Origin of the sequence: Sphingosinicella sp., assembly GCF_013911755.1 — a bacterium.
GTDB lineage: Bacteria > Pseudomonadota > Alphaproteobacteria > Sphingomonadales > Sphingomonadaceae > Sphingosinicella.
The window spans coordinates 65,418-78,259 of record NZ_JACESP010000006.1 but is presented as its reverse complement, the minus strand read 5'-3'; the positions used below and the strand labels follow the sequence as shown (position 1 = coordinate 78,259).

Here is a 12,842-nt window from a genome sequence, read left to right as displayed (position 1 = left end):
CGAAAACCCCTGCGTGCACTATCCAGCCAATTGCTTAACAATCGGTTCGCCAAGCGCGACGAAGGTCGCGAGGCAGATTGCGCACCCGTATGGAATCTCCGGATTGCCCGCTTTTCTACGCTTGCGGTGCCAGACGAGGTAGGCGAGCGTGAGGACGCCGCCGATGATCGACATGAGCACGAGCATCCGCAGATACGGAATTGCAGGTAGCCAGAGTGCGAGCGCGGTGAGCAGCTTGACGTCACCGCCGCCCATGGCGCCCAATGCGAAGATTCCGGCGAAAACGGCAAACACGCCAACGGCCAGCAAGAGCTGCCAGCCGACGAGCGGCCACAGCGCCTCGCCCGACCCTAGCCAGAAGGGAACGGCGAGCAGCGCGACGGCGGCATTGACGGTGTTCGGAATGATACGCCGGGTTACGTCACTGTAAATGACATAGGCGAGCAGCGCGAAAAGCGCTCCGACGCTGATGATCTGAAGTGTCCCGGCCATGTCGACCGGTCCTAGACGTCATGACTGAAAAAAACGTAACCATGCGCCCGTGACGCCCGACCCGACCCCCGATGATGCGCTGATCCGGCGCCGTTCGCTGCCGCCGAATGCGCGCTGGGTGGACTGGATCGCCGTTGACGGCTGGCACATCCGCACAGTGAGCTGGGCGCCGATGCCGGGCAAACCTTCGATCCTGTTCCTGAACGGGCGCGCGGATTTCATCGAGAAATACTCGGAAAGCTACTGGCACTGGCGGGACCAGGGCTATGGCCTCTTCACCTTCGACTGGCGCGGACAGGGGGCTTCCGGACGTTTCCCGACCGGGGCGGGGGGATATTTCGACGCGTGGCTCGCTGACCTCGCCGGGCTTGCGGACCAATGCGCAGCGCTGCTCGGCGGGCCGCTGGTGCTTGCGGGGCATAGCATGGGCGGGCATCTCGCGCTCCGGCACCTCGCAGCCGGGAACGCACACGGCTATCGCCGTGCCGTGCTGTTTGCACCGATGGTGGGCATCGCCGCTCAAGGGGTGCCGCCGCGCGTACTGTCCTGGCTTGCGCAGGCGCGCGTGAACGCAGGCGCGGGCGATACCTATCCGCCGCTGCAGGGGCCGTATGGCGCGCGCTCGCGCGGTGTTCATCGCCAGCGCATCCTGACCGGCGACCCGGAGCGGTTCGCGGACGAAGCGTGGTGGATCGACGGCAATGCCGCGCTGGCGTTTGGCGGGGCGAACTGGCGCTGGGTGTTCGAGGCATCGACCTCGTGCCGCGCGCTGGCCGCACAGGGCGTGCCGGAGGCGATCAAGCTGCCCGTCGACGTATTCATCGGCATGAACGAGCGGTTGGTGGACGCCGCGGCGGCGCGGCGGCTCGTTCAGCGGTTGCCGGATGGGCGTCTGCACGTCATTGCGGGCGCGGCGCACGAATTGCTGCGCGAGCGGAGCGCGGTGCAGGACAGCCTGTTCGCGGCGGTTGACGGGCTGGTGGCGTCATGACGGGTCGGTACGACGTTGTTGTCGTTGGGGCGGGTATCGGGGGCGCGAGCCTCGCGTGGTTCCTGAGCGAACGGGCCTCCGTGCTGCTGATCGAGGCCGAAGCGCATCCGGGCCTGCACAGCACCGGCCGCTCGGCCGCCTTCTTCGCCGAAACCTACGGCGGGCCCGGTGTGCAGCCGCTGACGACCGCGTCGAAAGCCTTCATGCTCCAGCCTCCGGAGGGTTTCGCGGAGGGCCCGCTCGTGACACCGCGCGGCGCGCTGCATATCGCCGGGCCGGGTGCGTACGATGCGCTCGATCAGATGGAACGCGCGTTCCGGGCCTCGGGTGTCGCCATCGAATGCCTCGATGCCGAAGGGACGACTGCACGGGCGCCGCTGCTCTCCCCCGCCTGGCAGCAGCGGGGGCTTTGGGAGCCCGGGTGCAGCGATATCGAGGTAGCACGCCTGCATCAGGCGTTCCTAGCCGGTGCGCGGCGGCGTGGCGCTGCACTCGTTACGAACGCGCGCGTGCGCAGCTTTGATCGCAGCGGCGGGCGGTGGCGGATCGAAACCGGGGCGGGGTGCTTCGAAGCCGATGTCGTGGTGAATGCCGCGGGCGCGTGGGCCGACGATGTCGCCGTGCTGGCGGGCGCGCGGCCACTGGGCGTGCAGCCTTTGCGGCGGACGATGATCGTGGCGGATCTCGGCGGGCCTGTGGAGCCTGAACTGCCGGTGGTGCTCGATGCGGCGGGCAGTTTCTACTTCAAGCCCGACGCCGGGATGATGTGGGTGAGCCCCCACGACGAAACACCGGTGCCGGCGAGTGATGTGCAGCCTGAGGAGCTGGACATTGCGATTGCCGTGCACCGGTTCGAGACTGCGACGACCGAGACGGTGCGTCGAGTGGTGCGGTCGTGGGCGGGGCTGCGGAGCTTCGCGCCGGACCGGCTTCCGGTGTACGGTTTTGCATCGGACGCACCGGGCTTCTTCTGGTGCGCGGGGCAGGGCGGGTTCGGAGTGCAGACGTCGCCCGCAGCGGGCGCGATGGCGGCGGCGCTGATTACCGGGACGACCTGGGACGCGCCCGGAGTCGACCCCGAACGCTACTCACCCAAGCGGTTCAGTTGAAAATCAGACCTTGCGGCGGCGGGCTGCGCCGATGCCGAGAAGCCCGAGGCCGAACAGGCCGAGCATCGCCGGTTCGGGAACTTCGTTCGTGTAGAAGTTGAGCTCAGCGAGCTTGAAGGCATCCGGGCTGTCGCCCTTCCGGCCGGCGTAATAGAGGTCCGCGGCGATGATGATGACGTTGCCGTAGTGGCCTGTCGCGTCGATCCCGACGTAAGAACTCGTCGAGTCGCGATTGATGCGGATTTCGTGCAGGTCGGTCGAAAGGTTGTCGAGCACGTCCGAAGCGTTCAGGAACTGATCCCAGCCCGTCGTGACCGTACCGATCAGGATGGTTGCGTCATTGTCCTTGTACCATGCGCCGCCGACTTTGTGATCGTAGGTATTGAGGACCACCGAAGAGGGCGAAACAAGCTGGTCGAACTGAAGAACGATATAGTCTTTGGTGCCGGCATTGTCGGCCTGGTGTGCGCCGTTGCCGCCGCCGCCGTCCGCGTCCGAGGTGGCGCCGAGACCGCCGCCGGCATACTGGCCGAGAAACGCCTGATTGTGCGTGCCGTCGTCCCACGGGTTTGAACCGCCGCCCGTGATCGACCACGCGGTGGCGCGGGCACGGACGATGCTGCCGTCCGAAGCGGTTGCGGTGAAGACGCGCGCATTGCCGTTGGTGCCGTCCGAGCCGCAGCTGACGGAGCAGCTGGCATCAAGGTCGAAGCTGCCGATGGCGACCGCGAAGGCCGGCGATGAAGCCAGGGCCGCAGCGGAAAGCGCGAGCGCGCCCAGCACTGCGCGGCTTGAATTCGACCTGATCACTATAAATCCCCTGTACGAACGTCCTGCGCCGAAGCACATCCAGCCATTCCCAAGCAATATATGTACCAGACGAGAAAAAGGCTTTGGATTCAATGCACGCCGCGATTTCTGCGGGCGCGTATGTAAAATCTGCCGACGCTATTTGCTCGCGGAGAGCTCGGCGACCGCAAGATTGGCGAGCTGGTCGGCGCGCTCGTTCTCGGCGTGGCCGTTGTGTCCTTTTACCCAGTGCCATTCGACACGGTGGGGCGCCGCCGCGGCGACCAGTGCCTGCCACAGATCAGCGTTCTTCACCGGTTTCCGGTCGGCGGTGCGCCAGCCGTTCCGCTGCCAGCCGTGCACCCATTTGGTGATGCCATCCCGCACGTAGACCGAATCGGTGGTCAGCCGAACGCTGCACGGGCGCTTCAACGCCTTCAACGCTTCGATCGCCGCCGTGAGTTCCATGCGGTTGTTGGTGGTCAGCGCCTCCGCGCCCTTGAGCTCCCGTTCCTGGCCCTTCGCGCGAAGGATGGCGCCCCAGCCGCCGGGCCCTGGGTTGCCTTTGCAGGCGCCATCGGTGAACACTTCGACATCAGGTGCAGCGCTCATCCGGCCTCGCGGTAGTGAAAGAGCCGCCGCGCGAAGGCCATTGGATCCTTGCGGGTGACGAGCGCGCCCGCCGGTGTGTTCAGCCAGTCCCACGCGCGTGTAAGCAGGAAGCGTAGCGCCGACGCGCGGCGCAGCACGGACATGGCCGCCGCTTCGCCCTCCGTGATCGGGTGCGCGGCGCGGTAGCCCGCCTCCAGCGCTTCGGCGCGTTCGGGGTAGAAAACCGCGCCGTCGTTGCTGAAGCACCACGCGCCGTGCATCACGGCAAGGTCGTAGGCGCGCGCGTCCGTGCAGGCGAAGTAGAAGTCGATGATGCCGGTGACGGTATCGCCCAGCGCAAGCACGTTGTCCGGAAACAGATCGGCGTGGATGGTCGCCTGCGGCAGATCGGCCGGCCAGTGCGCCTTCTGAAATACCACCTCGCTCTCGATGAGCGCCGCGAGGCCGGGATCGATCTCGCCGGCACGCGGCAAGCACTTCGCGGCAAGCTCCAGCCGCCCCTCGTGGCCGAGTGTGTTGGCGCGAACGCCGCTGAAATCGGCGGTCGCCGCATGCAGGCGTCCAAGCGCTTCCCCGGCGGCGTGGCAAAGCGCGGGGGTAGGTTCCGTCACCGAGATGCCGGTCAGGAATTCGATCACGCACGCCGGGCGGCCGGCAAGCTCTTGCAAGGGTTCACCCGCCTTGTCCTCGATGGGCTTCGGCACAGGCAGTCCCCTATCCGCGGCATGGCGCATCAGAGCGAGGAAATAGGGCAGATCGGCCGTGTCGACGCGCTTCTCGTAGAGCGTCAGGATGTAGCGTCCGCGCGTCGTATCGATCAGGTAGTTCGAATTCTCGACGCCTTCGGCGATGCCCTTGGCAGCGACGAGCGCGCCGATGTCGTAGCGCGCGACGAACGCGGACAGATCCTCCGCGGGAACATGGGTGTAGACAGCCATGGGTTATTCCGTGAGCACGCGCGGCAGTTTGAAGGCGACGTCCTCGACGGCGGTCGTGACCTGCTCGACATTGAGCCGGCGGCGCGCCGCGAGCGCATCCAAAAGCTCCTGCACCAGCACTTCGGGCGCGGAGGCGCCGGCGGTGATCCCCACGGTGTCGGCATCGCCGAGCCAGGCCCAATCCATTTCGGCGGCACGCTGCACCAGATAGGCGCGGGCGCCGCAGCGCTCGGCGACCTCGCGCAGCCGCAGCGAGTTCGACGAGTTGGGCGCCCCGATCACGAACACGACGTCGCATTGCCCGGCGATGGCCTTCACCGCATCCTGCCGGTTTGAGGTGGCGTAGCAGATATCCTCGCCGCGCGGCGCCTGGATCGCCGGGAAACGGCGGCGCAGCGTCTCGACGATCTCGTGCGTGTCATCCACCGAAAGCGTCGTCTGCGTAAGGAAAGCGATGGCCGAAGGGTCGGCGACGGCGATGGTTTCGGCGTCCTCGACCGTTTCCACGAGCGTCATCGCGCCCTGCGGCACCTGCCCGAACGTGCCGATCACTTCCGGATGCCCGGCGTGTCCGACGAAGATGATGTGCCGCCCCTGCTCGATCAGCCGCTCGGCCTGACGGTGCACTTTCGAGACGAGCGGGCAGGTTGCATCGACATAGACCATCTTGCGCGCCTCAGCGGCCTTGGGCACGCTTTTAGGAACGCCGTGCGCGGAGAATATCACCGGCACGTCTTCCGGCACCTCTTCCAGCTCCTCGACGAAGACGGCGCCCTTGGCGCGCAGGCTATCGACCACGAAGCGGTTGTGGACGATCTCATGGCGCACGTAGACGGGGGCGCCCCACTTCTCGAGCGCGAGCTCGACGATGCGGATGGCGCGGTCCACGCCCGCGCAGAAGCCGCGCGGGCCTGCCACCAGCACCCGGAGCGGGCGCTTCAGTTCTGGATCGATGTCCGCCATGATGGCGCTCCCTCTACGCGATTGCTTGCCGCTTCAAAAGCCGCTTCCTATAGAGACGGGCGACAGGGGCGCCAACGGGCGCCTTGAGCCCGATGCGGGAAGGACCGTCACACGTGCGCCAGTTTTTCGTTGTTGTGCCTGCGCTCCTCATGCTGGCGGCCTGCGGTGGCGGCAATCCGCTGAAGATCACGCGCAGCCCTTGCCCCGCGGCCGGCACGCTCCAGTATGCAAGCGAAGTGACCTTGTTCTCGCCCGAGACGAGCCGCGACGCAAACGCCATCGATGTGACCGCCGTGATCACCAACGTGCGCGCCACCTGCGCCGAATCGGCGGAGCGGCTGAACAGTCAGCTTTCGTTCGATGTCGTGGCGCAGCGCGCGAACGCCAGCGGTGCGCGCGAAGTGACACTGCCCTATTTCGCCGTTGTGCTGCGCGCGGGCGACCAGCTGCTCTCCAAGCAGCTCGGCAGCGTGACGCTTCGCTTCGACGACGGCCAGCTGCGCACGCGCACGACTGGCTATGCCCGCAGCGACATCAGCCGCGCCGCTGCCGCGCTGCCGGAAAACATCGCGCGCGAGCTTGCCCGTGAGCGCAAGCCGGGTGACGCCGACGCCGCGATCGACCCGCTTGCGGCACCCGAAGCGCGCAGCGCATTGAAGAACGCCAGCTTCGAACTGCTGGTCGGTTTCCAGCTCGACGACGCCGCGCTCGCCTACAACGTTGGAAAATGAAAGCGCGGTTCCGGCGCATCCGGGGCGTTGTTTCCAGGATAAACATTGAGAAATGCGGTGATCGGGGGTACATCCAGCCCACGATACCGAGTTGCCATCATTTGCTTCCCGCTTTGATTAATTTGCTTGGCTTCCTGCCGACAACAAAGCTGTAGTGGGGAGAGATCATGAACATATTGATGGTTGGAGTGGCTGTTACCTTGACGATAACAGCCGCCAGTGGCGCCAGCGCCCAGATGTTTACCTTTGAATCGCAAAATGATGCGCCTGCGACGGTTGGCGGCGTCGGAGCGGACGGTGCGCCCTTCGGCGGCGCTTACTGGACAGGCAAAAGCAACGCGACATTCGCGGACGGTCGCAAGACCACGAGCACGACGAAATGCATATCGATGAGCCAGCCGCCGCGCGACTCGATCTTCATGATGCATGGCGCGTGCGACATCGTTTCGAACGACGGCACGTTCAGCGCGCTGATGGGCTGCAACTTTGTCGACAAGGCCGGCACGGAAACGAGTTGCGTGGGCGGCCTCGTCGGCAAGACGGGCGCCTATGCCGGGCGGCGCGGTACGCTGACGCTGCATGGTAAGGGTGCGGCGGCGAAGGGCACGGGGCAGTGGCTCCAGTAGTGCAGGCGCTCACCTGATAGTCCTGGTACGAAGGGGCGGCTCGGCGACGTGTCGCCCTTTTCATGCGCGTTCCGATCAGCCCCGTTGACAGAATCCCTGCCGCCCCGCATGGAGACCGGGCCGTCGGTGCTCCGGCATCGGTGACGCGCGGGAGAGTCCGCATTCTTCGGGATGCGGCGCCGAAGGAGCAACCGCCCCCGGAATCTCTCAGGCCCATGGACCGCGCGGCCACCTTGTACGGCGCTCTGGAAAGCGGATGCGCCCTCGGGTTCATCCCACCGACGGGGTAAATGCGGGCTCATCCCCGCGTGAAACTCTCAGGTTCCGTGACAGATGGGGGCGGCCCGGCGCGGCTTTGCGTCGGGAATCTGTGTCACGATCGGAGCCTTCGATGTCCACATCCGACGAAACTGTTCTGGCGCTGCCGCTGGACGCACTGCACCGCGAACTTGGCGGGCGCATGGTGCCGTTCGCGGGTTATGCCATGCCCGTACAGTTCGAGGGCATCATGGCCGAGCACAACTGGACGCGCGAAAGCGCGGGTCTGTTCGACGTGAGCCACATGGGCCAGCTGGAATTCCGAGGGCCGGGCGTCGCGGCAGCGCTCGAAAGCCTGATGCCGGGCGATTTCCTGGCGCTGCGCGAAAACCGGATGCGCTATTCGCTGCTGCTCGATGACAACGGGGGCATCATCGACGACCTGATGGTGACGAACCGCGGCGATCACTTCTACGTGGTCGTGAACGGTGCGACGAAGCATGGCGACATCGCGCACATAATGGCGCGCTTGCCTGTCGGCGTATCGCTCGTTCACCGCACGGACCTCGCGCTGCTTGCGCTGCAGGGGCCGAAGGCGGCGGATGCGCTGGCTCGCGTCGCCGGCGAAGTCTCGACACTGGTGTTCATGAAGGCGGGGGCGTTTCGCATCGCGGGCATCGACGTGTGGGTTAGCCGGTCGGGCTACACGGGCGAGGACGGATTCGAGATTTCAGTGCCCGCAGAGCACGTCGAAGCCGTTGCCCGCACGCTGCTGGCGCAGCCCGAAGTGAAGCCGATCGGCCTTGGCGCGCGCGATTCGCTGCGGCTGGAGGCGGGGCTGCCGCTCTATGGCCATGACCTTTCCACGGCTTCGACGCCGATCGAGGCCGATCTCGGCTTCGCGATTTCCAAGCGCCGCAAGATGGAAGGCGGCTTTCCGGGTGCCGAGCGGGTGCTCGGCCAGCTGCTCAACGGCGCGGCGGTGAAGCGCATCGGGCTTCGCGTCGAGGGCAAATTGCCGGCGCGCGAGGGTGCGGAGATCTTCGCAGGTGCCGAGAAGGTCGGCGTCGTCACCTCGGGCGGGTTCGCGCCCACCGTCGGCGCCCCGATTGCGATGGGCTTCGTTTCGTCCGCGCACGCTGCCGACGGTACAGCGCTTGAAATCGATGTTCGCGGACGGCGGATCGCCGCCGTTGCCGCGCCCATGCCGTTCGTTCCGCACCGTTATGTCAGACAGGGAGGCCAGTGATGACCGTCTATTATTCGAAAGAGCATGAGTGGGTCCGCGTCGAGGGCGATACCGCCACCGTGGGCATCACCGACTATGCGCAGGGCCAGCTGGGCGACGTGGTGTTTGTCGAGCTTCCCGCCGTGGGCAAGGCGCTCGTGCAGGGTAAGGACGCCGCCGTCGTCGAGTCGGTCAAAGCGGCGAGTGAGGTCTATGCGCCGATCTCGGGCAGCGTCAGCGAAGTGAACGACGCGCTTGAAGCCGATCCGGCGCTCGTCAACAGCGCGGCGGAAACCGACGGCTGGTTTTTCAGGATGAGCATCGGCAACGCGGCCGAGCTTTCCGGCCTGATGGATGCGGACGCATACGCGGCCTTTTGCGCGGACCTCTAGGGCGATGGCGCGGCGGCATAACTTTGACCCGGCCGAGTACGCCGCCCACGCGGCGTTCGTGCCTGCGCTCGGGGCTGCTGTTCTGGGTCTGCTTGCGCCGAAGGCTGGCGAGCGCATCCTCGATCTCGGCTGCGGCGACGGCGTGCTGACGCTCAAGCTGGTCGAGGCGGGAGCGGACGTGCTCGGAACCGATGCCGATCCGGCGATGGTGGCTGCCGCGCGCGCCAAGGGCCTAGACGCCGAGGTGATGGACGGCCAGAAACTGACGTTCGGCGCCGAATTCGACGCCGTGTTCTCGAACGCCGCGCTACACTGGATGCCCGATACCGCCGCCGTCTTCTCGGGTGTGTGCCGCGCGCTGAAGCCGGGCGGGCGGTTCGTCGCGGAGTGCGGCGGCTTCGGCAACATCGCCGCGATCCGCGCCGGGCTGCGCGGCGTGCTGAAGGCGCGGGGCTATGCCGTGCCGGATCGCGAAGACCAGGTCTACATGACGGCGCCGCAAGCGCGCACCGCGCTCGAAGCGGCGGGGTTCGCGGTCGAGTCCTGCGACATCATTCCGCGCCAGACGCCGCTCGCCAGCGGCATGGCGGCGTGGCTCACCACCTTCCGCACCGGTTTCCTCGACGTGCTGAAGGTCCCCGATGCAGACCGCGAGGCCGTCATCGATGAAACCGTGGCGCTGCTGCGGCCGATCCTCTGCGACGCGGACGGCAACTGGATGGCGGATTACGTGCGGCTGCGCTTCGCAGCCACAAAACCGGAGTAGCGAATGCGATACCTGCCCCTCACTGCCGACGACCGCGCCGCGATGCTCGGCAAGATCGGCGCTGCCAGCGTCGACGATCTGTTCCGCGACGTTCCTGCCGCCGCGCAGCTTTCCGGCCCGGTGGAAGGCCTGCCGCTGCACATGAGCGAGATGGAAGTGGAGCGCGCACTCTCCGCGATGGCGCGGAAGAACCTGACCGCGACGCACGTGCCGTTCTTCCTCGGTTGCGGCGCCTACAAGCACCACGTGCCGGCGAGCGTCGATCACCTGATCCAGCGCGGCGAGTTCCTGACCAGCTACACGCCCTATCAGCCCGAGATCGCGCAGGGCACGCTGCAGTATCTGTTCGAGTTCCAGACCCAGGTCGCGCGCCTCACCGGCATGGATGTGGCGAACGCCTCGATGTACGATGGTTCCACCGCCTGCGTGGAGGCGATCTTCATGGCGCGGCGGGTGACGCGCCGGGCGAAGGCGCTGCTCTCGGCAGGGCTGCACCCGCACTATGTTTCGGTTGCGAAGACGCTGACGCACTTCACCGATGATGAGGTGGTCAGCACCGTGCCGTCGCTCACCGACGGCGCACCTGGCGATGATGTCGCTGCGCTCATCGCTGCGATCGATGACGAGACGAGCTGCGTCGTCGTGCAGAACCCGAACCTCTTCGGCCATGTCGCCGACCTCTCGGAGCTTGCTGCGCGCTGCCACGAGAAGGGGGCGCTGCTGATCGCGGTGGTAACGGAGGCCGTCGCCTTCGGCGCGGTCCGTTCGCCGGGCGCGATGGGCGCGGATATCGTGGTTGGTGAAGGTCAGTCGATCGGCGGCGGGCTCAGCTTCGGCGGTCCGTACCTCGGCCTCTTCGCCTGCAACCACAAGCACGTCCGCCAGATGCCGGGGCGGCTGTGCGGCGAGACCGTGGACGCCGAAGGCAAGCGCGGCTTCGTGCTGACGCTCTCGACGCGCGAGCAGCATATCCGCCGCGAGAAGGCGACCTCGAACATCTGCACCAACTCGGGGCTCATCAGCCTTGCGTTCACGATCCACATGAGCCTGCTTGGCGAGAAGGGGCTGCGCGACCTTGCGGCGCTCAACCACGCCCGCGCGGTGCAGGTGGCGGAGCGGCTGGCGGCGATCCCGGGGGTCGAGCTTCTGAACGGGCCGTTCTTCAACGAGTTCACGCTGCGGCTTTCCGTCGAGGCGCGGCCTGCGATCCGGCGCATGGCGGATGCGGGCGTTCTCGGCGGTGTGGCGCTCGGGCGGCTTTATCCGGGTGAGGCGAGCCTTGCGAACGGGGTCGTTGTCGCGGTGACGGAAACGCAGACGGACGAGGATGTAGACAAACTAGTCGCAGCGTATGAGGAGGCCGTGTCATGCTGAACCGTCAGGGACGTGAGACGGGGCCGGGCGCGGTGGAGGCGAAGGTGGATACTTTCACCGGAAACCGGGGCCTTGCGCTCGAAGAGCCGCTCATCTTCGAGATCGGCGACAGCGACCGCACCGGAGTCGACCTGCCGGCGCCGCCGAAGCTCGCATCGCGCCTCGGCGGGCTGGAACGCGAGGCGATCGGGCTTCCCGGCCTGTCGGAGCCCGAGGTGGTGCGCCACTACACGCGGCTCAGCCGCCAGAACTTCGCGATCGACATGGGCCTGTTCCCGCTCGGCTCGTGCACGATGAAGCACAACCCGCGCCTCAACGAGAAGATGGCGCGACTGCCCGGCTTTTCGGACATCCACCCGCTGCAGCCGGTGGACAGCGTTCAGGGTGCGCTCGAACTGATCGACAGCCTGGCGCATTGGCTGAAAACGCTGACCGGGATGCCCGAAGTCGCCATGAGCCCGAAGGCGGGCGCACATGGCGAGCTGTGCGGGATGCTCGCGATCCGCGCAGCGCACGAGGCGCGCGGCGAGACGCGCAAGGTGGTTCTGGTTCCCGAATCGGCGCACGGCACCAACCCGGCCACGGCGGCCTTCTGCGGCTATGAGGTCGAGAATATCCCGGCGACGCCCGCGGGCCGCGTCGATCTGGCGGCGCTGAAGGCGCGGCTGGGGGCTGACGTGGCGGCGGTGATGATCACCAACCCCAACACCTGCGGGCTATTCGAGCCGGACATGATCGCGATTTCGGAAGCGACGCACGCGGCCGGCGCCTACGTCTATTGCGACGGCGCCAATTTCAACGCCATCGTCGGCAAGGTGCGGCCCGGAGACCTCGGCATCGACGCCATGCACATCAACCTCCACAAGACCTTCTCGACACCGCACGGCGGCGGCGGTCCGGGCGCGGGGCCGGTGGTGTTCTCGGCGGCGCTCGCGCCGTTCGCGCCGCTGCCGTTCGTGCGCCACACGGGCACGCATTTCGAGCTGGTCGAGGAAGAGCAGGCGCACGGCAAGGGCGATGGGCACGCGCGGAGCTTCGGCCGCATGGTCGCCTTCCACGGGCAAATGGGCATGTTCGTGCGTGCGCTCAGCTATATCGTGAGCCACGGCGCCGACGGCCTGCGGCAGGTTGCCGAGGATGCGGTGCTGAACGCGAACTACGTGCTGCGCAGCCTCGACGACGTGATGACCGCGCCGTTCGGCGGCTCTGGCCCGTGCATGCATGAGGCGCTTTTCGACGATCATTTCCTCGACGGCACCGGTGTCACCACGATCGACATCGCCAAGGCGCTGATCGACGAGGGCTATCACCCGATGACGATGTACTTCCCGCTCGTCGTCCACGGCGCGATGCTGATCGAGCCCACGGAAACCGAGAGCAAGGCGGCGCTCGACCAGTTCATCGCGACGCTGCGCCATCTCGTGGGCCGCGCGAAGGCGGGCGAAGTGGAGCACTTCAAGGCCGCGCCGCACCTCGCTCCGCGCCGACGCCTCGACGAGACGCTGGCTGCAAGGAAGCCCGTGCTGAGCTGGGTGCCGGAGAGTGTCGCAGCAGAATAGGCGCACGGTCCGTT

The 12,842-nt window shown here is 66.8% G+C and carries 14 protein-coding genes and 2 riboswitches; of the genes, 9 read left to right on the top strand and 5 right to left on the bottom strand.

Annotated features, from left to right (window positions below):
• Positions 1-18 precede the first annotated feature (18 nt).
• Positions 19-492 (bottom strand): prepilin peptidase, encoded by a 474-nt coding sequence (locus H2052_RS06255; protein WP_293779249.1) that lies wholly within the window; start codon positions 490-492, stop codon positions 19-21.
• A 49-nt stretch (positions 493-541) separates the two neighbouring features.
• On the opposite strand from H2052_RS06255, the gene H2052_RS06250 reads away from it, so the two are divergent.
• Together H2052_RS06250 and H2052_RS06245 are read left to right on the top strand one after the other, a co-directional pair.
• Positions 542-1,483: an alpha/beta hydrolase gene (locus H2052_RS06250; RefSeq protein WP_293779248.1), complete on the top strand. Its 942-nt coding sequence runs from the start codon at positions 542-544 to the stop codon at positions 1,481-1,483.
• A complete protein-coding gene (locus H2052_RS06245; protein ID WP_293779246.1) occupies positions 1,480-2,592 on the top strand; it encodes an FAD-binding oxidoreductase in 1,113 nt (370 codons plus the stop codon). Before H2052_RS06250 ends, H2052_RS06245 begins: the two co-directional genes overlap by 4 nt.
• A 3-nt stretch (positions 2,593-2,595) precedes the next feature.
• Here H2052_RS06245 and H2052_RS06240 read toward each other — a convergent pair whose 3' ends face one another.
• From H2052_RS06240 to ispH, 4 genes are all read right to left on the bottom strand, one after another.
• Positions 2,596-3,402, bottom strand: coding sequence for a PEP-CTERM sorting domain-containing protein (locus H2052_RS06240; protein ID WP_293779244.1), 807 nt, complete (start codon positions 3,400-3,402; stop codon positions 2,596-2,598).
• Positions 3,403-3,540: 138 nt separating this feature from the next.
• The gene (gene rnhA / locus H2052_RS06235) at positions 3,541-3,993 is read right to left on the bottom strand and encodes a ribonuclease HI (protein WP_293779242.1); all 453 of its coding nucleotides are present in this window, start codon (positions 3,991-3,993) and stop codon (positions 3,541-3,543) included.
• Complete coding sequence (thrB, locus tag H2052_RS06230; protein ID WP_293779240.1) at positions 3,990-4,931, bottom strand: homoserine kinase; 942 nt, start codon at positions 4,929-4,931, stop codon at positions 3,990-3,992. Before thrB ends, rnhA begins: the two co-directional genes overlap by 4 nt.
• 3 nt (positions 4,932-4,934) lie before the next feature.
• Positions 4,935-5,894, bottom strand: coding sequence for a 4-hydroxy-3-methylbut-2-enyl diphosphate reductase (gene ispH / locus H2052_RS06225; RefSeq protein WP_293779238.1), 960 nt, complete (start codon positions 5,892-5,894; stop codon positions 4,935-4,937).
• Positions 5,895-6,007: 113 nt separating this feature from the next.
• On the opposite strand from ispH, the gene H2052_RS06220 reads away from it, so the two are divergent.
• From H2052_RS06220 to gcvPB, 7 genes are all read left to right on the top strand, one after another.
• Positions 6,008-6,625, top strand: a complete 618-nt coding sequence (locus H2052_RS06220; RefSeq protein WP_293779236.1) for a hypothetical protein — start codon at positions 6,008-6,010, stop codon at positions 6,623-6,625.
• Between the two features lie 236 nt (positions 6,626-6,861).
• Complete coding sequence (locus tag H2052_RS06215) at positions 6,862-7,251, top strand: hypothetical protein (RefSeq protein WP_293779234.1); 390 nt, start codon at positions 6,862-6,864, stop codon at positions 7,249-7,251.
• Between the two features lie 138 nt (positions 7,252-7,389).
• Positions 7,390-7,484: riboswitch (glycine riboswitch) on the top strand.
• 2 nt (positions 7,485-7,486) lie between these two features.
• A riboswitch (glycine riboswitch) is annotated at positions 7,487-7,594 on the top strand.
• 48 nt (positions 7,595-7,642) lie between these two features.
• Positions 7,643-8,758 carry a glycine cleavage system aminomethyltransferase GcvT gene (gene gcvT / locus H2052_RS06210; protein ID WP_293779232.1) on the top strand — a complete coding sequence of 372 codons (1,116 nt, stop codon included), beginning with the start codon at positions 7,643-7,645 and terminating at the stop codon, positions 8,756-8,758.
• Positions 8,758-9,129, top strand: a complete 372-nt coding sequence (gene gcvH, locus H2052_RS06205; protein WP_293779230.1) for a glycine cleavage system protein GcvH — start codon at positions 8,758-8,760, stop codon at positions 9,127-9,129. Before gcvT ends, gcvH begins: the two co-directional genes overlap by 1 nt.
• 4 nt (positions 9,130-9,133) lie before the next feature.
• Positions 9,134-9,895, top strand: coding sequence for a class I SAM-dependent methyltransferase (locus tag H2052_RS06200; RefSeq protein WP_293779228.1), 762 nt, complete (start codon positions 9,134-9,136; stop codon positions 9,893-9,895).
• A 3-nt stretch (positions 9,896-9,898) separates the two neighbouring features.
• Positions 9,899-11,269, top strand: coding sequence for an aminomethyl-transferring glycine dehydrogenase subunit GcvPA (gene gcvPA, locus H2052_RS06195; RefSeq protein WP_293779226.1), 1,371 nt, complete (start codon positions 9,899-9,901; stop codon positions 11,267-11,269).
• Positions 11,263-12,828: an aminomethyl-transferring glycine dehydrogenase subunit GcvPB gene (gene gcvPB, locus H2052_RS06190; RefSeq protein ID WP_293779224.1), complete on the top strand. Its 1,566-nt coding sequence runs from the start codon at positions 11,263-11,265 to the stop codon at positions 12,826-12,828. The genes gcvPA and gcvPB overlap by 7 nt, the downstream gene beginning before the upstream one ends.
• The last annotated feature ends 14 nt before the right edge of the window (positions 12,829-12,842 follow it).